At 72.9% G+C, this 22530-nt stretch carries 25 protein-coding genes and 2 pseudogenes; 12 read left to right on the forward strand and 15 right to left on the reverse strand.

Features of this window, described 5'->3' with window-relative positions:
* Position 1: 1 nt before the first annotated feature.
* Together GA0070607_RS06575 and GA0070607_RS06580 are read right to left on the reverse strand one after the other, a co-directional pair.
* Positions 2-658, reverse strand: a complete 657-nt coding sequence (locus GA0070607_RS06575; protein WP_089017374.1) for a class F sortase — start codon at positions 656-658, stop codon at positions 2-4.
* Positions 655-1425: pseudogene (locus GA0070607_RS06580) on the reverse strand (DUF4397 domain-containing protein); the annotation flags it as partial. The pseudogene GA0070607_RS06580 and the gene GA0070607_RS06575, both read right to left, overlap by 4 nt.
* On the opposite strand from GA0070607_RS06580, the pseudogene GA0070607_RS06585 reads away from it, so the two are divergent.
* Positions 1416-1763, forward strand: a pseudogene (locus GA0070607_RS06585) (RNA polymerase sigma factor); the annotation flags it as partial. The pseudogenes GA0070607_RS06580 and GA0070607_RS06585 sit on opposite strands and share 10 nt — an antisense overlap.
* The gene (locus GA0070607_RS06590; protein ID WP_089017375.1) at positions 1717-2511 is read left to right on the forward strand and encodes an anti-sigma factor; all 795 of its coding nucleotides are present in this window, start codon (positions 1717-1719) and stop codon (positions 2509-2511) included. The pseudogene GA0070607_RS06585 and the gene GA0070607_RS06590, both read left to right, overlap by 47 nt.
* 132 nt (positions 2512-2643) lie before the next feature.
* On the opposite strand, the gene GA0070607_RS06595 is transcribed toward GA0070607_RS06590, so the two are convergent.
* The 4 genes from GA0070607_RS06595 to GA0070607_RS06610 all read right to left on the reverse strand — a co-directional run bounded on the left by GA0070607_RS06595 (position 2644) and on the right by GA0070607_RS06610 (position 5795).
* Positions 2644-3603, reverse strand: a complete 960-nt coding sequence (locus GA0070607_RS06595) for an electron transfer flavoprotein subunit alpha/FixB family protein (protein WP_089017376.1) — start codon at positions 3601-3603, stop codon at positions 2644-2646.
* Between the two features lie 15 nt (positions 3604-3618).
* Positions 3619-4398: an electron transfer flavoprotein subunit beta/FixA family protein gene (locus tag GA0070607_RS06600; protein ID WP_089017377.1), complete on the reverse strand. Its 780-nt coding sequence runs from the start codon at positions 4396-4398 to the stop codon at positions 3619-3621.
* Positions 4399-4596: 198 nt separating this feature from the next.
* Positions 4597-4995 (reverse strand): hypothetical protein, encoded by a 399-nt coding sequence (locus GA0070607_RS06605; RefSeq protein ID WP_089017378.1) that lies wholly within the window; start codon positions 4993-4995, stop codon positions 4597-4599.
* A gap of 2 nt (positions 4996-4997) precedes the next feature.
* A complete protein-coding gene (locus tag GA0070607_RS06610) occupies positions 4998-5795 on the reverse strand; it encodes a GNAT family N-acetyltransferase (protein WP_089017379.1) in 798 nt (265 codons plus the stop codon).
* 41 nt (positions 5796-5836) lie between these two features.
* Here GA0070607_RS06610 and GA0070607_RS06615 point away from each other — a divergent pair, with 41 nt between their 5' ends.
* The 3 genes from GA0070607_RS06615 to GA0070607_RS06625 are packed head-to-tail and all read left to right on the forward strand — an operon-like array spanning position 5837 to position 6972.
* Entirely contained in the window at positions 5837-6229 is a 393-nt protein-coding gene (locus tag GA0070607_RS06615) for a YidH family protein (protein ID WP_089017380.1), read from the forward strand.
* Entirely contained in the window at positions 6226-6528 is a 303-nt protein-coding gene (locus GA0070607_RS06620; RefSeq protein WP_089017381.1) for a DUF202 domain-containing protein, read from the forward strand. Before GA0070607_RS06615 ends, GA0070607_RS06620 begins: the two co-directional genes overlap by 4 nt.
* Before the next feature lie 27 nt (positions 6529-6555).
* Positions 6556-6972, forward strand: coding sequence for a PLD nuclease N-terminal domain-containing protein (locus tag GA0070607_RS06625; protein ID WP_089017382.1), 417 nt, complete (start codon positions 6556-6558; stop codon positions 6970-6972).
* A 39-nt stretch (positions 6973-7011) separates the two neighbouring features.
* Here the strand turns inward: GA0070607_RS06625 and GA0070607_RS06630 are convergent, their stop codons facing one another.
* The 4 genes from GA0070607_RS06630 to GA0070607_RS06645 all read right to left on the reverse strand — a co-directional run bounded on the left by GA0070607_RS06630 (position 7012) and on the right by GA0070607_RS06645 (position 11470).
* Positions 7012-7821 (reverse strand): ABC transporter permease, encoded by an 810-nt coding sequence (locus tag GA0070607_RS06630; RefSeq protein WP_089017383.1) that lies wholly within the window; start codon positions 7819-7821, stop codon positions 7012-7014.
* Positions 7818-8789 carry an ATP-binding cassette domain-containing protein gene (locus tag GA0070607_RS06635; protein WP_089017384.1) on the reverse strand — a complete coding sequence of 324 codons (972 nt, stop codon included), beginning with the start codon at positions 8787-8789 and terminating at the stop codon, positions 7818-7820. Before GA0070607_RS06635 ends, GA0070607_RS06630 begins: the two co-directional genes overlap by 4 nt.
* A gap of 169 nt (positions 8790-8958) precedes the next feature.
* Positions 8959-10581 carry an acetolactate synthase gene (locus GA0070607_RS06640; protein ID WP_089017385.1) on the reverse strand — a complete coding sequence of 541 codons (1623 nt, stop codon included), beginning with the start codon at positions 10579-10581 and terminating at the stop codon, positions 8959-8961.
* A gap of 115 nt (positions 10582-10696) precedes the next feature.
* Positions 10697-11470, reverse strand: coding sequence for an enoyl-CoA hydratase/isomerase family protein (locus tag GA0070607_RS06645; protein ID WP_089017386.1), 774 nt, complete (start codon positions 11468-11470; stop codon positions 10697-10699).
* Between the two features lie 98 nt (positions 11471-11568).
* Here GA0070607_RS06645 and GA0070607_RS06650 point away from each other — a divergent pair, with 98 nt between their 5' ends.
* Positions 11569-12048 (forward strand): DUF6232 family protein, encoded by a 480-nt coding sequence (locus GA0070607_RS06650; RefSeq protein ID WP_089017387.1) that lies wholly within the window; start codon positions 11569-11571, stop codon positions 12046-12048.
* A gap of 8 nt (positions 12049-12056) precedes the next feature.
* Here GA0070607_RS06650 and GA0070607_RS06655 read toward each other — a convergent pair whose 3' ends face one another.
* Entirely contained in the window at positions 12057-12458 is a 402-nt protein-coding gene (locus GA0070607_RS06655) for a nuclear transport factor 2 family protein (RefSeq protein ID WP_089017388.1), read from the reverse strand.
* Between the two features lie 183 nt (positions 12459-12641).
* Between GA0070607_RS06655 and GA0070607_RS06660 the strand changes: the two genes are divergently transcribed.
* Positions 12642-13124, forward strand: coding sequence for a DUF6232 family protein (locus GA0070607_RS06660; RefSeq protein ID WP_089017389.1), 483 nt, complete (start codon positions 12642-12644; stop codon positions 13122-13124).
* A 60-nt stretch (positions 13125-13184) separates the two neighbouring features.
* A complete protein-coding gene (locus GA0070607_RS06665; protein ID WP_089017390.1) occupies positions 13185-13913 on the forward strand; it encodes a hypothetical protein in 729 nt (242 codons plus the stop codon).
* A 15-nt stretch (positions 13914-13928) separates the two neighbouring features.
* Here the strand turns inward: GA0070607_RS06665 and GA0070607_RS06670 are convergent, their stop codons facing one another.
* The gene (locus tag GA0070607_RS06670) at positions 13929-14387 is read right to left on the reverse strand and encodes a rhodanese-like domain-containing protein (protein WP_089017391.1); all 459 of its coding nucleotides are present in this window, start codon (positions 14385-14387) and stop codon (positions 13929-13931) included.
* Positions 14388-14458: 71 nt separating this feature from the next.
* On the opposite strand from GA0070607_RS06670, the gene ftrA reads away from it, so the two are divergent.
* Positions 14459-15505 (forward strand): transcriptional regulator FtrA, encoded by a 1047-nt coding sequence (gene ftrA / locus GA0070607_RS06675; RefSeq protein WP_089017392.1) that lies wholly within the window; start codon positions 14459-14461, stop codon positions 15503-15505.
* A gap of 11 nt (positions 15506-15516) precedes the next feature.
* On the opposite strand, the gene GA0070607_RS06680 is transcribed toward ftrA, so the two are convergent.
* Positions 15517-16413: a ribokinase gene (locus GA0070607_RS06680; RefSeq protein WP_089017393.1), complete on the reverse strand. Its 897-nt coding sequence runs from the start codon at positions 16411-16413 to the stop codon at positions 15517-15519.
* Between the two features lie 25 nt (positions 16414-16438).
* Positions 16439-17281 carry an ABC transporter ATP-binding protein gene (locus GA0070607_RS06685; RefSeq protein WP_089017394.1) on the reverse strand — a complete coding sequence of 281 codons (843 nt, stop codon included), beginning with the start codon at positions 17279-17281 and terminating at the stop codon, positions 16439-16441.
* A gap of 131 nt (positions 17282-17412) precedes the next feature.
* Here GA0070607_RS06685 and GA0070607_RS06690 point away from each other — a divergent pair, with 131 nt between their 5' ends.
* On the forward strand, positions 17413-18423 hold the full coding sequence (locus tag GA0070607_RS06690) for an ABC transporter ATP-binding protein (protein WP_089017395.1): 1011 nt from the start codon (positions 17413-17415) through the stop codon (positions 18421-18423).
* On the forward strand, positions 18420-19436 hold the full coding sequence (locus GA0070607_RS06695) for an ABC transporter permease subunit (protein WP_089017396.1): 1017 nt from the start codon (positions 18420-18422) through the stop codon (positions 19434-19436). Before GA0070607_RS06690 ends, GA0070607_RS06695 begins: the two co-directional genes overlap by 4 nt.
* A gap of 120 nt (positions 19437-19556) precedes the next feature.
* On the opposite strand, the gene GA0070607_RS06700 is transcribed toward GA0070607_RS06695, so the two are convergent.
* Positions 19557-20732, reverse strand: a complete 1176-nt coding sequence (locus GA0070607_RS06700; protein WP_089017397.1) for an ROK family transcriptional regulator — start codon at positions 20730-20732, stop codon at positions 19557-19559.
* Between the two features lie 166 nt (positions 20733-20898).
* On the opposite strand from GA0070607_RS06700, the gene GA0070607_RS06705 reads away from it, so the two are divergent.
* Positions 20899-22353, forward strand: a complete 1455-nt coding sequence (locus tag GA0070607_RS06705; RefSeq protein WP_089021697.1) for a glycoside hydrolase family 3 N-terminal domain-containing protein — start codon at positions 20899-20901, stop codon at positions 22351-22353.
* Positions 22354-22530 lie beyond the last annotated feature (177 nt).

The following is a 22530-nucleotide window of genomic DNA, read 5'->3' on the forward strand; positions in this document are numbered from 1 at the left end:
GTCAGGCCGGCACCGCGGTGACGACGATGTTGTCGCGGTACCTGCGCGCCGCGGCGTCGAACGGCCCTCCGCAGGTGATCAGGGTCAGCCGTGGCTTGCCGTCCCGGGCGAAGTACCGGTCCAGCGGGATCCTGGTCTTGGCGTACTCCTCCCGGGCGACGACCCGGTACCGGCGGGCCTTGCCGTCGCTGCCGGTCGCGGTCATGGTGTCCCCCTGGCCCAGCTCGCGCAGCCGGAAGAACGCTCCCCTGCCCTGCCTGGCGCTGTCCACGTGGCCGGCGATGACCACCGAACCGGCGTTCGCCTCCAGGCCGGGGCCGTACCGGTACCAGCCGATCCGGTCGACGCTCGGCGGTACCTCGAACTCGTTGGTCCGCTCGTTGATGCCGACCGCGTCGACTGTGGCGGTGACGCCGATCTCCGGGATCACCAGTCGGACCGGCGGGACGGTCTCCGCGCCGGCCGGCAATCCCCCGGCGGTGACCGGGACCGACGGGGCGGCCGCCGGCGGCACCGGGGTGACGCTGGCCAGCGCGCTCGCCTCCTCGGCGCCCACGTCCCCGCCGGGCTGCGAGCGGCACGCCACGAGGGTCGCGACGGTGAGCGCGGCAACGCCGGCGGCCAGGGCCGCCAGTGCTCCGCGGTTGCGCACCGTCACCTGCGGCCGGTCCGCGCGGTGGCCATCCGCACCCCGCCACCGAGCAGCAGGAGTACGCCGGCGCCGGTGAGCGCGTACCACCAGGTGTCCACGCCCGTGCCGGCCTGACCGCCGTCGCCGCTCGGCACTGCGCCCGGGGCGGAGTGCAGTCCGGTGATGGTCTGGGCGACCACGTCGAGGTTCTTGGCCTCGGCCGAGCCGATCGCGTAGACGATCGTCGCGGTGCCCTCCTTGAGGTTGAGGTCCGCCGGGCCGATGGCCACGGTGTCGGTGCCGGCCAGCACCACGTCCGCCTGCACGCTGCCCGCGTCGACGTCGCCCTTGGCCTCGTTCGGGTTGGTCAGGCCCTCGAAGACCGGGGTGCCACCGGCACGCACGTCCACCTCCGGGGCGGCGGCGGTGTGCCGCACGATCAGCCGGGCCTTGCCGGCGCCGACCTTGGAGACGTCGTTCACGAACGGGGTGATCTTCGGCTGGCCGGCGGCGTCGAGGTGTGCCGCGATGCTGATGTTCGCTCCGCCCGGCACCGAGGCGTCGTCGACCTTGAGGATCGCCTTGTCGATCGCCTCACCGGGCTTGGTCAGCGCGATGTCGTACTCGCCCTCCTCCAGGTTCAGCGGGCCGGCCACGTCGCCGGGCTTGAAGTTGTCGAGGGTCTTCTTGCCGTTGACGTAGACGTCGACCGGGGTGTCCGGGATGCCGTGTACGACGGAGACCTTCGACGTGGCGGCGTACGCGGGGGTGGCGGTGAACGCGCCGACGCCGGCGAAGGGACCGGATGCGGGCCACGGCCCGCGAGACCCGGGTGGTCGAGACGGTCCGCCAGCTGCCCGAGCCGGCGCAGAGCGGTCCCGATCCGGACCGGGTGGTCGATCGGCTGGTGGTCGCCGACGAGCTGGCTCGCCTCCCGGACGACCAACGACGCATGCTGGAGCTGGCCTTCTACGACGACCTGACCCACCAGCAGATAGCCACGGTGACCGGCGTGCCGCTGGGCACCGTGAAGAGTCACATCCGGCGCGGCATGGCGAGCTTGAAACGCAGATGGGAGGTGGACGGTGCAGCACCTGGACCACGACCGGCTGGTCTTTCTGGCGCTCGGTGAGAGCGAGGCGGACAACGGGGAGAGCACCCACCTCGACACCTGCGTGCACTGCCGGGTCGAGATGGAGAGCCTCCAGCAGGTGGCCGGGCTCGGCGCGGAGACGCAGGGGTTGGCTGATCTCCCCGACCCGCCGGAGCACGTCTGGCAGGGCATCACTGCGGAGATCAGGGCCGCGGAGGGCCTGCCGTCGCTGGCCGAGACGCGTAGGCAGCAGGCGGCCGAGCCGGTCAGCGGTACGGCGGACGAGCCAGCAGGGCCCGGTGCCGCCGGTCAGAGGGCCCGCTCCCGGTCCCGCCGCCGCGCTCGCTGGTCGGGCTGGGCGGCCACCGCCGTCACCGCGGTCGCGGCCGCGGCGGTCGGCGTGGTGGGCACGGTCTCGGTGCTGCGCCAGGACGACCCGGAGCCCGCTCCGACGCAGGCGGTGGTGGCCAGCGCGCCGCTCGCGGCCTTCGGCTCGACACCGAAGTCGGCCCAGGGTGACGCGCGGGTGCTCCAGAGCGGCCAACTACATCTGCGCGTGGCGAATCTCCCGCGCGTGTCGGGGTACTACGAGGTCTGGCTCATCAACCCGACGAACATGGAGATGTTCTCGATCGGCACCCTCGGTGGGGACTCGGACGCTCTGCTGCCCCTGCCCCCGAATGTCGACCTGAAGAGCTACACGGTGGTCGACGTCTCCGCGGAGCAGTACGACAACAACACCCGCCACTCCGGTGACAGCCTGCTGAGGGGCACCCTGACGGGCTGATCGGCGGGCCGGCTCAGCTCCCCGGCCCGCCGATCAGCTCCCTTTGCACCCGTACGAAAAGAGTGGCCGCCCGACGGTGGGCGGCCACTCTTTCGTCGTTCCGAGGGTGCCGCGGACGGCACCGGCGGTCGGTTACCTGCGCTTGCGGATCTCCTCGGCGGCCTGCGGAACGACCTTGAACAGGTCCCCCACCACGCCGAAGTCGGCCAGCTCGAAGATCGGCGCCTCGCCGTCCTTGTTGACCGCGACGATGGTCTTCGAGGTCTGCATGCCGGCGCGGTGCTGGATGGCACCGGAGATGCCGAGCGCGACGTACAGCTGCGGGGAGACCGTCTTGCCGGTCTGGCCCACCTGGAACTGGTGCGGGTAGAAGCCGGAGTCGACAGCGGCGCGGGACGCGCCGACGGCGCCGCCGAGCAGGTCGGCCAGCTCCTCGACCAGCTTGAAGTTGTCGGCGTTGCCGACGCCGCGACCGCCGGAGACGACCACGCCGGCCTCGGTCAGCTCGGGGCGGGAGCCCTTCTGCTCGGCGACCCGGTCGACGACCTTCGCCAGCTTGTCGGTGTCGGTGACCGACACGGTGAGCTGCTCGATCGCCGGGGTGGCCGCCGCCGGGGTCGGGTTGACCGAGTTGGGGCGGACGGTGACCAGCGGCAGGCCCCTGGTGACCTTGGACTTGACGATGGTGGAGCCGGCGAAGGCGACCTGCGTGGCGGTGCCGTCGGCGTCCAGGCCGACGACGTCGGTCAGGATGCCGTTGTCCAGCTTGACGGCGAGCCGGGCGGCGATCTCCTTGCCCTCCTGCGCCGAGGCCAGCAGCACGGCGGCCGGCTGCACCCGCTTGACCAACTCGGCCAGCACGGTGGCCTTGGGGGCCACCAGGTAGCCGTCGATCTCGTCACCCTCGGCGGCGTAGATCTTCTCCGCGCCGTACTCGCCCAGCTTGGCGCTCAGCGCCTGCGCCGCGCCAGCACCGCCCAGCACCACCGCGCTCGGGGTGCCCAGCTCGCGGGCGAGGGTGAGCATCTCCAGGGTGACCTTCTTGACGCCGAATTCCTTGGTGGCTTCGACGACGACGAGAACCTCAGACATGTCCAGACCCCGCTCTCACACGAACTTCTCGGTAGCGAGGAACTCGACCAGCTTCACGCCGCCCTCGCCCTCGTCGGTGATCTTGGCGCCGCCGGAACGCGGCGGGCGCTTGGTGTGCTCGACCACGGCGCTGGTGGCGCCGTCGAAGCCCACCTCGGTCGGCGCGACACCGAGGTCGGCCAGGGAGAACGTCTGCACCGGCTTCTTCTTGGCGGCCATGATGCCCTTGAAGGAGGGGTAGCGCGGCTCGTTGATGGTGTCCCAGACGGAGACCACAGCCGGCGTGGCGGCGGTGATGACCTCGTAGCCCTCCTCGGTCTGCCGCTCGACGGTCAGCGTGGCGCCGTCGACGGTGAGCTTGCGCGCACCGGTGAGCGCCGCGACGCCGAGCCGCTCGGCGATCATGTGCGGCATGACCTGGACCCGGCCGTCGGTGGACTCGGCGCCGCAGATCACCAGGTCGGCGTTGAGCTGACCGAGCGCGGCGGCGAGCACCTTCGAGGTGGCCACCGCGCAGGAACCGTGCAGGGCGTCGTCCACCACGTGCACGGCCTTGTCCGGGCCCATGGAGAGCGCCTTGCGGATCGACTCGGTCGCCCGGTCCGGACCCATGGTCAGGATGGTGACCTCACCACCGTGCGCCTCCTTGATCTTCAGCGCCTCCTCGATGGCGTACTCGTCCATCTCATTGATCACGTTGTTCGCCGAACCGCGGTCGACGGTGTTGTCGTCATTGCGCAGGTTGCGGTCCGCGCCCGAATCAGGCACCTGCTTGACGAGTACGACGATATTCATCGCGCTTCGACGACCCTCCTGTGTGGTGTTGCGATTCGCTCGCCCGGTCTCGGGCGCAGCCTCGCGCGTCGGTCGACGCCCGGTCAACCGCGAGCTGCTGTGCGGTTGCCCACGGCGCAATGTTACCTGCCAGTAGGTTGCGGCTCCCGCGGCACTCAGAGTGACACAGCTCACCGGCGCCGGCAGCGGCGCAGCCGGTCAGGCCAGCGCACCCCGGATCCGGTCGATGACCGCCGCCTCCTCCTGCGCCACCCCGTCGTGCGCCCGCGCCACCCGGTGCGCCGCGGTCAACACCACCGCGCGGTACGCGTCCACGTCCGCCGGTGACTTCTCCCGCAGGATCCGCATCGCCCGGTCGAGAGCCGGCAGCACCACCGACTCGATCTCCAACTGGGAGTCCCGCGGCATCCGGGGCAGCGGACCGGTGGTCAACGCCTCCTTGACCACCCCGCTGGCGTCGGCCAGCGCGCCGGAGGCGGCGACGCTCTCCCGGATCACACCCAGCATGCCCGGCTCGGCGTTGGAGACCAGGAAGACGGCCCCGAAGGCGCCCGTCTTGAGGGTCAGTCGCTCCTCGTCCGTCAACCGTTGCTCCATGATCACGGAGTGTAGACGTACGGGGTGGTGGTGGTGACCGGGACGAGGCCGAGCCGCTGCAGGATCGGTCGGCTGTCCTCGGATGCGTCGACCTGCAGCAGCGTCCGGCCCCGCTGGTCGGCCAGCCGCGCCCGGTAGGTGACCAGCGCCCGGTAGATGCCCTTGCGACGCCACTGCGGCAGGGTGGACCCACCCCAGAGGGTGCCGAAGCCGGTGTTCGCCGGGAATCGCACCCAGCCGGCGCTCACCACCGTCTCGTCCGCCTCGGCCACCACCACCGTGATCGAGTGCGGGTCGGCGTCGATCTCCTTGGCCAGCCCCCAGACGAGGTGCGAGCGGTCCTCCTGCCAGACCTCCTCCTCCATGGCGGCGATCCGCTCCAGGTCGGACCGGGAGGTCACCTCCCGCAGGCGTACCCCCTCGGGGGCGACCGGCAGCGCGGCCGCCAGGGGCGCGACCGGCCCGATCACGACGGTCTCCCGCTCCTGCGCCACGAAGCCGGCGGCGCGCAGGCGGTCCGCCAGATCCGCCGGCTCGTCGTGCCCGTTGAGCTTCCACTCCACCGACTCGCCGCGCTGGCGGAACAGCTCCACCTGCCGGGCGATCAGCTCGTCCAGCGCGTCGCCGGTCAACCCGCCCAGGTCGCGGTAGGTGAGGAATCCACCGGCGTCGAGCCCGAAGATCCGGACCAGGGGCCCGTCGCGCTCCACCGTCACCCCGGCCGGAACCGGGTCCGGGATCTCCGGGCGGAGCTGGTTGTCGTAGGCGGCGCGCAGTGTCATCACATCAAGATCGGTCACCGGGTCAGGTTAAGCGGCGGGACAAGCGGATAATCCCCAGTGTGTGGGAAGCGATCAGGCGGTGGTTCGACCCGGCGGACCTACGCTCGGTCGGCGAGCCGCCCGACTACCGCTTCTCCCTGGCCAACGAGCGCACCTTCCTGGCCTGGCTGCGCACCGGCCTGGCGCTGGTCGGCGGCGGGCTGGCCGCCGCGCAGTTCCTGCCGCCGCTGCCGCTGACCCACCTGCGGGAGATCATCTCTGTCGCGCTGCTGCTGCTCGGCGGCACCGTCGCCGTTCGCGCGGTGGACCACTGGGCGCGAACCGAACGGGCCATCCGGCTCGGTCAGGAGCTGCCCGCCTCCCGTTTCCCCGCCGTCCTCGCCCTCGCCGTCGGTGCCGGCGCGGTGCTGCTGGTGGTCGCCGTGCTCGCCAGGACGATCGGCGACGGGTGAGCGCCGGACGCGACCCGGGGCTCCAACCGGAGCGGACCCGGCTGGCCTGGCGGCGCACCATGCTGACGCTGACGGTGGTGACCGCGCTCGCCGTCCGCCTGGGCTCGACCGGCGACCCGACCGATGCGTTGATCGCCGCCGTCGCCGCGCTGCTCTGGGGGGCCGTGCTCGTGCTCTGCTGGCCCTGGGGCGGCAGCGGGCCGGCTCGCACCGGCGGCCCGCGACTGCGCCTGGCCGCGCTGGCCACCGTCGGGCTCGCGCTGCTCGGCGCGCTGCTGGTGGTTCACGGACTGTGGTGACGGGTCCGGGTGCGCCATGATAGGCGTATGGCCCGGCTGTACGTACTCCTCTTCCTGGTGCAGATCGTCCTCGCGGTCTGCGCGCTGATCAGTTGTCTCTCCGCCGAGGAGGGCCAGATCCGTGCCCTGCCCCGGATCGCCTGGGTGCTGATCATCCTGTTCTTCCCGCTGGTCGGCTCCATCGCCTGGTTCGTCGCGGGCCGGGAGCCCGGCTCCGGCACCCGCAAGCCCTGGCCGGCCGGCACCGCCTCCACCGAGCAGCCACGCCGCCGCCCGGTCGCGCCCGACGACGATCCGGAGTTCCTCCGCTCCGTGCAGGATCGCGCCCAGCAGCAGGATCAGGAGCTGTTCCGCCGCTGGGAGGAAGACCTGCGCCGGCGCGAGGACGACCTGCGCCGCCGGGACGGCGAACCGCCGCGCGAGGGTGACCGGCCGGAGGTGTGAGCGGTTACGCGGCCGTGCCGGTGTCGGCGCCGCCGCGGGTCACACCCGACGCTTGAGCCCCCGCACCGCCAGCGGCGCGAAGATCACCGCGATGCCGGCGCCCCACAGCAGCGTCTGCAGCACCGGGCCGGCGACCGGGCCGCCGACCAGGAGCCCGCGCAGCGCGTCGGCCACCACGGTCACCGGGTTGACCTCCACCCAGTTCTGCAGCCAGCCCGGCATCCGGTCGGTGGGCACGAAGATGTTGCTGGTGAAGGTCAGCGGAAAGATCACCATGAAGCCGAAGATCTGCACCTTGTCCGGCTCGCTCACCAGCACCCCGACCAGCACCGAGATCCAGGACGCGGCCAGCGTGAACGCCAGCAGCAGCGCGAACGCCCCGACCACCCCGAGCAGCCCGTTGCCGACCCGGAACCCCAGGATCGCCCCGACGCCGAGCAGCAGCGCGATCGACCAGGCCTGCTTGACGGTGTCGGCGAGGATCCGCCCGGCCAGCGGCGCCCACCGGGCGATGGGCAGCGCCCGGAGCCGGTCGAAGACGCCCTTGGTGAGGTCGTTGTTGAGCCCGAACCCGGTCGTCATGGTGGCGAAGAGCGCGTTCTGCACCATGATGCCGGGCAGCATGAAGGTCAGGTACTCGCCGGAGGACCCGGCGATGGCGGTGCCGAAGACGTAGGTGAACAGCAGCACGAACATCACCGGCTGGATGCTCAGGTCGAGCAGCTCCATCGGGTTGTGCTTGATCTGCACCAGGCTGCGCCAGGCCAGCGTGAAGGTGTGCCGCAGCCCGGCGGCGGGACTGAGCCGGCGCGCCGGCGTCAGCGCAGGGGCGAGAGTTGTGGCGGTCACGCCGGGGTCCTTTCCAGATCGGTGCCGGCCGGGGCGTCCTCGGCCCGGTGGCCGGTGAGGGAGAGGAAGACCTCGTCCAGGCTGGCGCCGCGCAGCGCCAGCTCGGCGACCGCGATCTCGGCCGCGTCGAGGCGGCTCACCACCGCGGGCAGCACACCGGGATCGTTCACCGCGACGGTGACCGCGTTCTGGGCCACCTCCGGAGTCACGCCGGACACCTCGCCGGCGATGGCCGTCACGATCCCCAGGTCGGAGAGGTCGGCCGGTCGTACCGTGAGGGTCTGACCGCCGGTCTTGGCCTTCAGCTCCTCCGGCGTGCCCTGCGCGATCACGCGGCCGTGGTCGACGACCGCGATCTCCCCGGCGAGTTGGTCGGCCTCCTCCAGGTACTGGGTGGTGAGCAGCACCGTCACGCCGTCGGAGACCAGGGCACGGACGATGTCCCACAGGTCGTTGCGGCTGCGCGGGTCCAGGCCGGTGGTCGGTTCGTCGAGGAAGAGCACCTGCGGCCGGCCGACCAGGCTGGCGGCCAGATCCAGCCGGCGGCGCATACCGCCGGAGAAGGTCTTGGCGGCCCGGTCGGCGGCGTCGCTGAGCTGGAAGTCGGCGAGCAGTTGGCGGGCCCGCCGCTTCGCGTCGGCCCGGCTCAGCCCGAGCAGCCGGCCGATCAGCAGCAGGTTCTCCGCGCCGGTCAGGGTCTCGTCGACCGAGGCGTACTGGCCGGTCAGACCGATCAGTTGGCGCACCTGATGGGCGTCGCGGACGACGTCGAAGCCGCCGACCGTGGCGTGCCCCTCGTCGGCACGCAGCAGGGTGGCGAGCACCCGTACCGCGGTGGTCTTGCCGGCGCCGTTCGGCCCGAGCAGGCCGAAGACGGTGCCGGTCGGGACCGCCAGATCAACCCCGGCGAGGGCGGTGGTGGTGCCGAAACGCCGCACCAGGCCCTCGGCGCGGATCGCGTGGTCCATCGCAACTCCTGTCGTCTTCGGTGGTGACACCACCATGGGCGACAGGTCTGACATCCCGCCGATCCCCGGCTGACGTTACGACGACCGGCCCCGACATTCCGCTGATTTAGCTGCGGGAAGACGCCGCGCCGCCGCCCGCTCGGGGCGACGGCGCGGCGGCGGATGCGACTCAGGCCAGGTTCGACGACCGCGGGTACGCGTCGGTCGGGTCGGTGAGCACGTTGACCAGGTACGGCACTCCGGCGTCGAACGCCCGCTGCAGGGCCGGCCCCAGGTCGGCGGCCTTGGCGACCGTCTCCCCCGCGCCGCCGAGCGCGCTGACCACCGTGTCGTAGCGCAGCTCCGGCTGGAGGTCGGCGGCGACGTCGTAGCCGTACATGGCCCGCATCGGGTGCTTCTCCAGACCCCAGATGCCGTTGTTGCCGACGACGATCACCACCGGCAGCTTCTGGCGGACCAGCGACTCGACGTCCATCAGCGAGAAGCCGGCAGCACCGTCGCCCATCAGCACGCAGATCTGCCGGTCCGGGTGGCTGACCCGGGCACCCATCGCGTAGCCCATGCCGGTGCCCAGGCAGCCGTACGGGCCCGGGTCCAGCCAGGTGCCGGGCTGGGCCGGCTCCAGGTACCGCCCGGCGTACGAGACGAAGTCGCCGCCGTCGCCGATGGTGATCGCGTCGCGGGCCAGCACCCGGCGCAGCTCGCCGTAGACCCGCGCCGGCCGGATCGGGTCGGTCTCGGCGGCCATCTCGGCCGCGTCGCGGGCCCGGGCCGCGTCCTCGGCGGTGCGCAGGTCGGCGATCCAGCCGCTGTGGTCGGCCCGGTCACCCGCGTGGTCGGCCAGCGCGGAGAGGATCAGGCGCAGGTCGCCGGCGGGTGCGGCGGCCGGCTGCACGTGCCCGGCGCGCTGGCTGGGTGCGTCGACGATGTGCACCACCTTGGCGTCACCGAAGTCGCCGAAGCTGAGCCGGAAGTCCAGCGGGGTGCCGACCACCACGACCACGTCGGCGCCGGAGAGCGCCGCCCGGCGGGCCTTGGCGAAGGCGAGCGGGTGCTCCGGCGGGAGCGAGCCACGGCCCATCCCGTTTGTGAAGACCGGCACCTGCAACGCCTCGGCCGCCTCCCGCAGTGCGGCGACCGCGTCGCCGGCGTACACGTCCGAGCCGGCGATGATGACCGGCCGCTGCGCGCCGGCGATCAGCGTGGCGGCCCGGCTCACCTCAACCGGGTCCGGCTCGACCGGGTCGACGCCGGTCGGGGCGGGCAGGTCGGCCTCGGCGACCGAGAAGACCGTCTCCAGCGGGAAGTCGAGGAAGGCCGGGCCGCGGTGCGGCGTGAGCGCCGCGGTGAGCGCCGCACCCACCGCACGCGGGATGTCGTCGGTGCTGAACACCGTCTCGGCATGCTTGGTGACCGGGGCGACCAGCGGCAGGTGGTCCATCTCCTGCAGGCTGCCCGAGCCCCAGCGGAACGCGGGCGCCCGGCCCCCGAGCACCAGCACCGGGGAGGCGTTGAAGAAGGCGCTGGTCATGCCCGAGATGCCGTTGGTGACGCCGGGACCGGCGGTGAGCACGGCGAGGCCGGGACGACGCTGAAGCTTGGCCACCGCCTCGGCGGCGAAGACGGCGGACTGCTCGTGCCGGACGTCGTAGATCGGGAAGCCGGTCTTGTGCGCGGCGTCGTAGAGCGGGAAGACGTGCCCGCCCGAGAGGGTGAACATCTCGCGTACCCCGTGCGCCCGCAGCGCCGCGAGCGCCAACTCCCCGCCGTGGCCTTCGACCCGCTCCGTCATGCCGCTCCCCTTCGTCGCTTCCGACCGGAGGCCCACGCTACTGGCCGGTAGGCAGAATGTGAACCGTTCTCGGCTCACCGTCGGGCCGGCGGCGCGGACCGCCGGCCCCGGCCGGTCAGCGGCCCGTGAAGCCCGGCTTACGCTTCTCGACGAACGCCGCCATGCCCTCGCGCCGGTCGTCGGTGGCGAACAGCGCCGCGAAGAGCTGACTCTCCCAGGCCAGGCCCGAGTTCAGGTCCATGTCCAGGCCGCCGTCGACCGCCAGCTTCGCGGCGCGCAGCGCCTGCACCGGCCCGGTCAGGTACGGCTTCACCAGCGCGACCGCCGCCTCGTACACCTCGGCGGCCGGGACAACCCGATCGGCCAGGCCGATCCGCAACGCCTCCTGCGCGTCCACCATCCGCCCGGACATGATCAGATCCTTGGCGCGGGCCGGGCCGACCAGACGAGCCAGCCGCTGGGTGCCGCCGGCACCGGGGATGATGCCCAGCTTGATCTCCGGCTGGCCGAGCTTGGCGTCCTCGGCCACCACCCTCCAGTCGCAGGCCAACGCCAGTTCGCAGCCACCGCCGAGGGCGTAACCGGTGATCGCGGCGACCACCGGCTTGGGGATCCGGGCGATCGCGCCGAGCGCGCTGGACAGGTTCGCGGCCCGCTCGGCCATGTCCACGTAGGACATCTCCGCCATCTGCTTGATGTCCGCGCCCGCGGCGAAGACCTTCTCCCCGCCGTACACGATGACGGCGCGGACCTCCGGATCGGCGGTCGCCGCCGTCGCGGCGGCGCGCAACTCCTCCTGCACCTGGGTGTTGAGCGCGTTCATCGGCGGCCGCTCCAGCCGGATGGTGCCGATGCCGTCCTTGGTCTCCAGCCGAACGAACTCGCTCACGCTGCCCTCACTTCCTCGTCGAAGTCGCGTGCCAACCTTACGACCCGGCTCGTTTGGGTAAGTAGTCTGGTGTCAGCCCCGCGGGCGGGAGTCCAGCCATGATCACCTATTACGACGACAGGTCGGTGCAGGTCACCTCCACCGCCGTTCGAGTGGACGGCCGCAGCTACGCGCTGGCCGACATCACCATGATCTGGCACCGCCGGGGCAGCCGCTCCTGGCGGGTGCTCGTCGGGCGGGGTGCGCTCGGCGCCGCGCTGGCCGGTCCGCTGGTCGCGGCCGTGTTCGGCATCGCCGTGGCCGTCTGGCTGCACCGCTCGACCACCGTGACGATCGCGATCGTCGGCGCGTCGGTGCTGGTGGGGCTGGCCGTCGGCCCGATCGCCGACTTCCTCTTCGAACATCTGGACCGCTCGTACGCCCGGGGCAGCCGGCAACTGGAGATCTGGGCGCGTTGGCGCGGCCAGCCGGTACGGCTGCTGCGCACCGGCGACGCACTGCGCTTCGGTCAGATCTACCGGGCGGTGCAACGCGCGGTCGAACGCAGCCACCCGGCCCGCCCCGGCACCCGCCGATAACGGCCGACTCAGAACTGGATCGGCTCGTCCGGCAGCAGGTGAAGCCCGCGCAGCAGGCCGTACACGTCCTGCTCGCCCCAGAATTCGACGATCCGGCTCTGCGCAAGCCGGTACATCTTGCAGGCACTCTGCACGGCGGTGACCCCGGTCGCGTCCCGCCGGTAGGTCTGCGCCACCGAGACGACGACCCGGTCGTCGGCCGCGAAGAGCTCGACGATCTGCTGATCGAGCACGGTCAACCCGGGCGAGAGCACGGCCTGTTCCACGAAGTTCCGGCCCCGCACCGCCGTGCCTGATCCGTAGATCCGGACGTCCTGCGCGACCACGGCCCGCAGCTCGACGAGGTCCCTGGTGACAAACGTGCGCAGGTAGCGGCGGATCACCTCGGTGTTGCGTTCCTGTTCGGACATGTCTCGGCAAGCTACCCGGCCCACCGTGTACGCACCGACCGCCGACTGTCGCTCGCGCGCGGGCGGCACTCCGCCAGCTCGCAGATCTTGGACACTTACCGATCGGCGCGGACGGTAACTGTCCAAGATCCGCGCGAAACCGCACGACGGGTACGGGTTGCCCGCCGGTGGTTAGGCTTGGTGATGGTCCTCTATTACCGGGACGACGCGGTGCAGGTGACCTCCGAGTCGATCCGGGCGGGCGGTCACATGGTCGCCCTCGCCGACGTGACGTACGTCTGGCACGCCCGCGGCCCGAAGACGCTAGCGGTGCGCGGCCGGGTGTTCGGTCGTGGTGTCCTGGTCCTGCTGCTCTCCCTGCCCCCGCTGGTCGCGCTGGTCTGCGTGCTCTCGCTGGCCTACACGGCGCAGGACCGGGGCAACTGGAAGATGGCGCTGATCGTCCTCGCCGCCTGCGCGGTGGGGGCGCTGGCGTTGACCCCGTTCCTCGAGATCCCCCTCGGTTGGCTGGACCGTTCCTACGAGCGCGGCAACCACGTGCACGAGCTGTGGGTGCAGCACCACGGCCGCGAGCAGCTACTGCTGCGCACCCCGGACGCGCTGCGGTTCGGGCAGATCTACCGGGCCGTGCAGCGCGCCGTCGAACAGCAGGGGGACCATCGGTGACGAGCGCGGCGGCCGAGCGCCGTCGGGCGGTTGTGGTGCGGGCGGCGCACACTTGATCCCATGGCGCTTCCTCTCCCCACACCCGCCGCGGTGGTCGGCCTGACCCGCTCCGCTCTCGACCAGGCGCTCGGCTCGGCCGCCTCGTTCGCCGCCGTGCCCGTCCGCGCGTTCGCGGTGCTGGACGGGGTGGAGGCGCTGCTGGCCCGGATCAACCGCGTCGTCGATCGGATCGAGACGACGCTGGACCGGACCGACCGGGTGCTCACCGACGCCGAGACGGCGGTCCGTGAGGTGGCCGTGATCAGCGCCGCCGCGACCACCGCCATCGACACCGCCACCGAGGTGGCGGCGGCCGCGGCAGTGGTGGTCCGGGAGGCCGATCAGGTCTCCCGCCTGGCCGGCACGGTGGTCGCCGAGGCCGAGACGGTCGCCGGTCGGGCGGCGGCCACCGTGGGCACCGCGGCCGAGGCTGCGGCCACCGCGGCCGAGCTGCTGGCGGCGTACGAGCCGGCACTGCGGCGGGCCGCGCCGATGGCGGGGCGGTTCGTCGGGGAGCTGAGCCACGAGGAGGTCACCGCGGCGATCCGCCTGATCGACGAGCTGCCGAAGCTCAAGCAGCACCTGACGGCGGACATCCTGCCGATCCTGGCCACCCTGGACCGGGTCGGGCCGGACCTGCACGACCTGCTCGACGTCACCCGCGACCTCAAGCTCGCCGTCGCCGGCATCCCGGGCCTGGGCATGCTGCGCCGGCGGGGCGAGAAGCTCAGCGACGATCTGGTCGGCTGAGCCACCGGGCGGGCGTCAACAGTCGCAGGTGATCGTGCCGCGCGGCGCGGTCAGGTCGTCGACCGGACGCCGGGTCGGCCCGGCTTCGGTGACCACCGGCAGGCCCTCCCGCACCCAGTACTCGAACCCGCCGAGCATCTCCTTGACCGGGTACCCGAGCCGGGCGAACTCCAGCGCGGCACGGGTCGCGCCGTTGCAGCCCGGCCCCCAGCAGTAGGTGACCACCGCCGAGCCGGTCGGGATCAGCCCGGTCGCCCGGGTGGCGATCTCGGCGGTGGGCAGGTGCACCGCTGCGGGAAGGTGCCCCTGCGCCCAGGCGGCCGCTCCCCGGGAGTCGACCACCACAAGCCTGGGAGTACCGGCGGACAGGTCGGCGTGCACGTCGCTGACATCGGTCTCGACGCTGAGCCGGGCGAGGAAGTGGGCGGCGGCGGCAGCCGGATCGGGGGCCGGGACGGCGAAGGCGAAGGTCATGCACCGATCCTTCGCCGGCACCTCGGCCCGCGACGAGTGGCGGGAACGACGTCCTGCGCTAACATCCCGCCATGCCGAGCCTCGCCGTGTCGTCCAGGGTGGCGGTCGAGCCGATTCCGGTGCCCACACCCCGGCGACCGTCCGCCGGTCACCGGGTCGCCGTGCTCGCGTACCGCGGGATGTCGGTGTTCGAGACCGGCATCGTCACCGAGGTGTTCGGGCTGCCCCGGCCGGAGTTCGACGTCGACTGGTACGACCTGGTGGTCTGCGCGGAACGGCCCGGCCCGGTGCCGGTGGTCGGCGGGGCGAGCCTGCACACCCCGTACGGGCTGGCGGAGCTGGCGGCGGCGGCAACCGTGATCGTGCCCGGCGTGCCGGACGTGACCGCCGATCCGTCTCCCGAGCTGGTGACCGCGCTGCGCCGGGCGCACCGCCGTGGCGCCCGGATAATGTCGATCTGCTCGGGTGCGTTCGCGCTGGCCGGCGCCGGGCTGCTGGACGGCCGGCGGGCCACCACCCACTGGCGGTACGCCGAGCTGCTGGCGCAGCGGTACCCGCGGGTCGTGGTGGACCCGGACGTGCTCTACCTCGACGACGGCGACCTGCTCACCAGCGCCGGCAGCGCCGCCGGGCTCGACCTGTGCGTGCACGTGGTCCGGCGGGACCACGGCGCGGCGATCGCCAACGCGGTCGCCCGCCGGCTGGTGATCCCGCCGCACCGCGACGGTGGGCAGGCGCAGTTCGTCGAGACGCCGGTGCCGAGCGGCGCGGGCGACGACCGGATCGCCGGCAGCATCGACTGGGCGCTCGCGCATCTCGCCGATCCGCTGACCGTGGCGCGGCTCGCCGGGCAGGCGCACATGTCGCCCCGCACCTACCTGCGGCACTTCGCGCGAGCCACCGGGACCAGCCCGATCCGCTGGCTGATCGATCAGCGGGTCCGGGCCAGTCTGGCGCTGCTGGAGGAGACGGACGTCCCGGTCGAACAGATCGCCGGGGCGGTGGGCTTCGACACCCCGGTCACCTACCGCCACCACTTCGGCCGGGTCATGCGGACCTCGCCGTCGGCGTACCGCCGGGCCTTCCGTACCGGGGCGGCGCCCGGCCGGCCGGCGTAGGGCGGGTGGGCTCAGCCCGGGGCGTACAGCTCGTCGATCTCGGCGCGGCGGGGCAGCGCCACCGAGGCGCCGAGCCGGCGGACGCAGGCCGCGCCCGCCGCCGACGCCCAGCGCACCGCGTCGACCAGGTCGCGTCCCTCGCCCCAGCCGACGGCCAGCGCGGCGGTGAACGCGTCGCCGGCCGCGGTGGAGTCGACCACGTCGACCCGGACGGCGGGCACGTGCACCTCGGTGCCCTCGCGGTCGACGTACCAGGCGCCCTCACCACCGAGGGTGAGCACGGCCCGGGGCACCAGGTCGAGCAGCGCCCGTGGCTCGTCCCGACCCCGGCCGGTGAACGCCTGCGCCTCACCCTCGTTGACGACGAGCAGGTCCACCGCGGCGAGCAGCTCCGGTGGCAGGTCCCGGGCCGGGGCGGCGTTCAGGATGACCCGGGTGCCGGCGGCGCGGGCGGCCACCGCGGCGGACGCCACTGTCTGCACCGGGATCTCCAGCTGGGCGACCAGGACGTCGGCGCCGCGTACCGTGGCCAGCTCCTCCTCGGTGAGGCCGGTCAGCGCGTCGTTCGCGCCGGGGGTCACCACTATGGCGTTCTCCCCCTGCGCGTTGACCATCACCAGCGCCACCCCGGAGGCGCCGTAGACCACCCGCAGTTGGCCGGTGTCCACGCCTGCGGCGGTGATGCGGGCCCGGAGGGTGACGCCGAACGCGTCGGAACCGATCGCGCCGAGGAAGGCGCTGGAGGCGCCGGCCCTGGCCGCGGCGACGGCCTGGTTGGCGCCCTTGCCGCCGGGCACCATCACGAAGTCGGTGCCGAGCATCGTCTCGCCCGGCCGGGGCAGCGCGGGCGCCATCGCGACCAGGTCCATGTTGGCGCTGCCCACCACGACCACCCGGGTCTGCGGCACTGTCACCTCCCGCCCTGCCGGGCGCTCAGGCTGCGCGGGCGGTGTAGCGGTCGCCTGACCGCTCGACCACCAGCGGCAGGCCGAAGGTCTTGGAGAGGTTGTCGCCGGTCAGCGTCTCGGCGAGCAGGCCCTGCGCGACCACCCCGCCCTCCCGCAGCAGCAGCGCGTGGGTGAACCCCGGCGGGATCTCCTCCACGTGGTGGGTCACCAGCACCAGGGCCGGGGCGTCCGGGTCGTACGCCAGCTCGGCCAGGCGGGCCACGAGGTCCTCGCGCCCGCCGAGGTCGAGCCCGGCGGCGGGCTCGTCGAGCAGCAGCAGCTCCGGGTCGGTCATCAGCGCGCGGGCGATCTGCACCCGCTTGCGCTCACCCTCGGAGAGGGTGCCGTAGCGGCGCTCGGCGAGGCCGCCGATGCCGAGCTGGCTCAGCAGTGCCCGCGCCCGCGCCTCGTCGCCGCGGTCGTAGCTCTCCCGCCAGCGGCCGACCACCGACCAGGCGGCGGTCACCACCACGTCGCTGACCCGCTCGTCGGCGGGCAGGCGCTCGGCGAGCGCGGCGGTGGAGAGCCCGATCCGGGTACGCAGCTCGTTGACGTCGGTGCGGCCGATCCGTTCGCCCAGCACGTGGGCGACACCTGTGGTGGGGTGCAGTCGGCCGGCGGCGAGGTTGAGCAGTGTGGTCTTGCCGGCCCCGTTGGGACCGAGCACCACCCAGCGCTCGTCCAGCTCGACGCGCCACGTCAGATCCTGCAGCAGGGCGGTGCCGGACCGGCGTACGCCGACGCCGTCGAGGCTGACCACCAGATCCGGGTCCACGGGTGCGGCGGCGGGCGCGGCGCTGGCAGCGCCGGGGATCAGGTCACCAGTCACCGGACCATCCAACCACGCACCGCCGCGGTGCCCCCCATGGCCGACGCCCCGGTCATAGGGTGAGGGGCCGTGTCGTTGATCACCACACCCGGAGGACGGTCCATGCCCCGTCGAGGTACGGAGCCGCGCAGATGAGCGCGGTCATCGAGATCGAGGGTCTGCGCAAGACCTTCCACAGCCTGCGGAACGGCCGGAGGGTCGCGGTCGACGGGTTCGACCTGCTGGTCGAGGCGGGGCAGATCCACGGGTTCCTGGGCCCCAACGGTTCCGGCAAGACCACCACCCTGCGTGCCCTGCTCGGGTTGGTCCGGGCCGACAGCGGGCGGATGAGTGTGCTCGGTGAGCCGTCGCCGCAGCTGCTGACCCGGGTGGCCGGTCGGGTCGGCGCCATCGTGGAGAGCCCGCAGTTCTTCGGCAACTTCACCGGGTACCGGACGCTGCGTCTGCTGGCCCGGGCCGGCGGGGTGCCGATCGCGCGGGTGGATGAGGTACTGGAGACGGTGGGGCTGCGCGACCGGGGCGACGAGCGGGTGAAGGGCTACTCGCTGGGCATGAAGCAGCGACTCGCGGTGGCGTCCGCGCTGTTGAAGGATCCGCAGCTGCTCATCCTCGACGAGCCGGCGAACGGGCTGGACCCGGCCGGCATCCGGGAGATGCGGGACCTGACGCGGGCGCTGGCGGCGGCCGGGGTGACCGTGCTGGTGTCCAGTCACATCCTGGGTGAGATCCAGCTGATCTGCGACCACGTCACGATCATTTCCCGGGGCCGGCGGGTGGCGACCGGCCGGGTGGACGAGGTACTGGCCGGCTACGACCGGCACGAGTTCCTGGTCCGGGTGGCCGAGCCGGAGCGCGCCGTGGAGCTGCTGCACGAGGCCGAGCTGACGGCGAGCGTGGACGGTGCGGCGCTGGTGGTGGGCGGCGTGACCGACCCGACGGTGATCAGCCGGGTGCTCGGTGAACAGGGGCTGTGGGTGGGCGAGCTGACCCCGCTGCGGCCGGATCTGGAGAGCGTCTTCCTGGAGCTGACCGGCGCCGGTGGGCATCCGTCGGTGCCTCGGCAGGTCGACGACTCGGGGCTGCCGCCGGGTGGTGCGGGCGATGCTGTGATCGATCTCGACGTACGGGGAGTGGACGCGTGAACCTGGTCCGTGCCGAGTTGGAGCGGCTGTCCGCGCGCCGCTTCGTGCAGCTCATGGTCGTCCTGCTGGTGCTGGCGTTCGGCGTCACAGCGGCGACCACCCTGGCCGGCTCGCACAAGCCGAGCGCGGAGGAGCTCAGCTCCGCGCGGAACCAGGCGGCCGAGGCGCGGCGGAGCATGGAGAACGAGCACCAGCAGTGCCTGGCCCGACAGAACGGCGCGCTCCCGTCGAGCGACGACGGGCGGTACTACCCCTCCGACTGCTCGGAGATCGACCCGACGCTGCGGGATCGGCTGCCGATCGCCGCCGACTTCCTTCCCGGGGTGTTCAGCTTCGCCCAGCAGGCACGTCCGCTGCTCTACTTCCTCATCGCGTTCCTGGTGTTGTTCGGGTTCCTGGTCGGCGCCTCCTACATCGGCGCGGACCTGAACTCGGGTGGCGTGGTGAATCTGCTGCTCTGGCGACCGCGCCGGATGACGGTGCTCGGCGCGAAGCTGGGCAGCCTGCTGGGCGGGGTGCTGGTGGTGTCCCTGGTGGCCTCGGTGGTCTATCTGGCGACGTTCTGGGTGATCGGGCAGTCCGCCGGGCTGGCCGGTCGCCTCAGCGACGAATTCTGGCGCTCCCTCGGGGCGGTGCACGGCCGCGGCATGGTGCTGGTGTTGCTGGCCAGCGCGCTGGGCTTCGCCATCGCCACGCTGGGTCGGCACACGTCGGCGGCGCTCGGCGCGGTGGCCGCGTACGCGGTGGTCTGGGAGCTGGGAGCCCGGCTGGTGCTGGAGATCGTCGACGCCAGGCGCCCGGACCAGCTGATGCTCTCCAGCTACATCGGGGCGTGGCTCAGCGGTGAGGCGCAGTTCTACGACAGCCAGTCGTGCAACGGCAGCAGAACGGGCGGGTTCTGCGATGGGTTCTACTCGCTGACCTGGGGGCCGTCGCTGGTGGTGCTGCTGGTGCTCACCGGCGGGCTGACCGCGGCGGCGTTCGCCGTTTTCCGTCGCCGCGACCTGATCTGAGTCGCGCCCCGGGCCGTCCGCGCTGGTCGGGCGGCCCGGCGCGTCGGGGCGGCCACGGCAAGAGCTTGCAGCATGCCGGTCAGCGGTGAAATATTTCTTCACATGACCGCCCCTGCGGGCTCAGCCGACGGTGGAGCCGAACACCTCGTCGCGTACGGCGTCCAGCGCGGTGCGCAGCGCGCCGCGCAGGATCGGCTCCTCGGTCAGCCCCGTGGGCACCACCCGGGGCCGCACCAGGGTGATCGCCGCGACCTCGTGCTGCACCCGGTCGGCGAGCGCGGCGCCGCCGGCCTGGCCGACCTCCCCGGCGAGCACCACCAGCGGCGGGTCGAGCACCACGCAGGTGCTGGCCACGCCGAGCGCGAGCCGGCGGGCCAACTCGTCGAGCATCGGGCCGCCAGCGTCGCCGTCGGCGACCGCCGCGCGGACCGCCTCGGCGGCGTCGGCAGCCTGGTAGCCGTGTTCGCGGGCCACCGCGCGCACCGAGTCCCCGCCGATCAACTGCTGGAAGGCCGGCTTGGCGCGACGGGAGACGTCACGCGGGATGGGCGCCCCGGGCACCGGCAGGTAGCCGATCTCACCGGCCGCGCCGCTGCTGCCATGGTGCAGCCGCCCACCCAGCATGATCGCCAGGCCGACGCCGGCGCCCACCCAGACCAGCACGAAATCGGCAAGCCCCTGCGCGGCGCCGGACTGCGCCTCGGCCACCGCGGCCAGGTTGACGTCGTTCTCGAAGACCACCGGGGTGTGCAGGTCGTCGCGCAGCGCGGCGAGCAGGCCGCTGTGCCAGCGCGGCAGGTTGAAGGCGAAGGTGATGTCGCCGGTGTGCGGGTCGACCAGACCGGGGGTGCCGAGCACGATCCGCCGTACGCTGCTCAGCTGCGCCTGGGCGCTGCTCGCGGCCTGCACCACGGCGTTGTGCACCACACCCACCGGGTCGTCGGTGTCCCGGGTGGACTGTTCCACCCGCCCGATCACGGCGCCGGTGATGTCGGCGCAGGCCGCCACCACCCGGTCCGGCCCGACGTCGACACCCACCACGTGGGCGCTGCCCGGGCGTACCGCGTAGAGCTGGGCGTTCGGTCCGCGCCCGCCGGCCTGCTCGCCGACCCGGGCGACCAGGCCACGCTCCTCCAGCCGCTCGACCAACTGGGAGGCGGTGACCTTGGACAGCCCGGTCAGCTCGCCGATCCGGGCCCGGGTCAGCGGCCCCCGTTCGAGAAGCAGTTCCAGCGCGGCACGGTCGTTGAGCGCCCGCAACAGGCGGGGGGTGCCGGGCAGCCGGGTCGCACTCATGCCACGTCCTCTAGTTTTAGTAAACTTTGCTAACTGTAAACCTACCTGCGAACGGGTAGCCGTAGCGTATCGGCCACCCGGAGGCGGAGCGCTCGGCCGACCCGGCAGGGCGATGACCACCGCCGGTACGACGTTCGTACCCGTGGGCACCGAAGGGGGAGATCACGTGGGGCTCGATCCAGGACTGCGCCGGCTCGCGCTCGGCACGCTGCTCGCCGCGTACCCGGGACCGGTCCCCCCGGACTGGGCCGTCGACCTGGTGGCCGACGGACTGGCCGGGCACACCCTGTTCGGCACCAACGTGCACGACCCGTCCCAGGTCGCGGCGAGCACCGCCGCACTGCGCGCCGGCCGGGCGGACGTGCTGATCGCCATCGACGAGGAGGGTGGCGACGTGACCCGCCTGGCCCACGCCACCGGCAGCCCGTACCCCGGCAACGCCGCCCTCGGCGCGATCGGCGACGTGGCGCTCACCCGGCGGGTCTACCAGGCGATCGGCGCCGAGCTGGCCGACCTCGGCATCACCGTCAACCTCGCCCCGACGGTGGACGTGAACACCGCCGACGACAACCCGGTGATCGGCACGCGGTCGTTCGGCGCGGACCCGGTGCGGGTCGCCGCCCACTCGGCCGCCGCCGTGGCCGGCCTGCAGGCCGCCGGCGTCGCCGCCTGCGCCAAACATTTCCCCGGCCACGGCGCCACCGTCACCGACTCCCACCACGAGCTGCCCACCGTGGACGTTCCGTTGGCACTGCTGCGCCAGCGGGACCTGCCGCCGTTCGCCGCGGTCGTCGCCGCCGGGGCACGCGCGGTGATGACCGCGCACATCCGGGTGCCGGCGCTGACCGGCGCCGGTCCGGCCACCTTCAGCCGGGCCGTCCTCGTCGACCTGCTGCGCACCGAGTACGGCTTCACCGGCGCCGTCATCACCGACGCGCTGGAGATGAAGGGCGCGGCGGTGGCGGCCGGCGGCGTGGGCCCGGCCGCGGTGCGGGCCCTGGCGGCCGGCGCCGACCTGCTCTGCATCGGCGCGAAGGTCGACGCCGAACTGGTCGAGCGGGTGGCCGCCGAGATCATCGACGCGCTCACCGACGGCCGGCTGGCGACCGCCCGCGTCGAGGAGGCCGCCGGCCGCGCCGCGGCGCTCGCCGCGTGGACCCGGACCGCCGGCGAGACGCCGGCCACACCGGAAGCCGACCTGGGGTACGCGGCGGCGCGCCGGGCGGTCCAGGTGGAGGGGATCCTCACCGGCCTGGGCCGGCCACTGGTGGTGCAGCTGCACACCGAGTCCACAATCGCCGAGGGGCGGGTGCCGTGGGGCCTCGGCCCACACCTGGACGGTGTGCAGGAGATCCGGGTGATCGCCGCCGAGACCGACAAGGCGACGCTGCGCGAGCTGGCCGGCGACCGGCCGATCGTGCTGGTCGGGCGGCACCTGCACCGGCTGCCCGGCGGCCCGGAGCTGATCGCCGGCCTGGCCGCGGAGCATCCGGTGACCGTGGTGGAGATGGGCTGGCCCGCGCAGTGGCGCCCGGCGGGCGTACGCGCCTTCGTCACCACGTACGGCGCGAGCCACGCCAACGGTCGAGCGGCGGCGGAAGCACTCGGTCTGGCGAGCTGAGGCAGACGTACCTGCACTCTGCGTGACCACGCCTCACCGATCACTCGGTGAGCTCCGATCCAGGTCAAGTCCGCTATTCGACACTCCGAACCGACAGCTCGCACCTTGCACCGAGCTTGCTCGATACGTAGCGTGATCGGCACGTACCGGCCCGTTCACCGCGCGGCCGGTCACCCG

This window comes from Micromonospora coriariae (assembly GCF_900091455.1).
In the GTDB taxonomy this organism is placed as follows: Bacteria; Actinomycetota; Actinomycetes; order Mycobacteriales; family Micromonosporaceae; genus Micromonospora; species Micromonospora coriariae.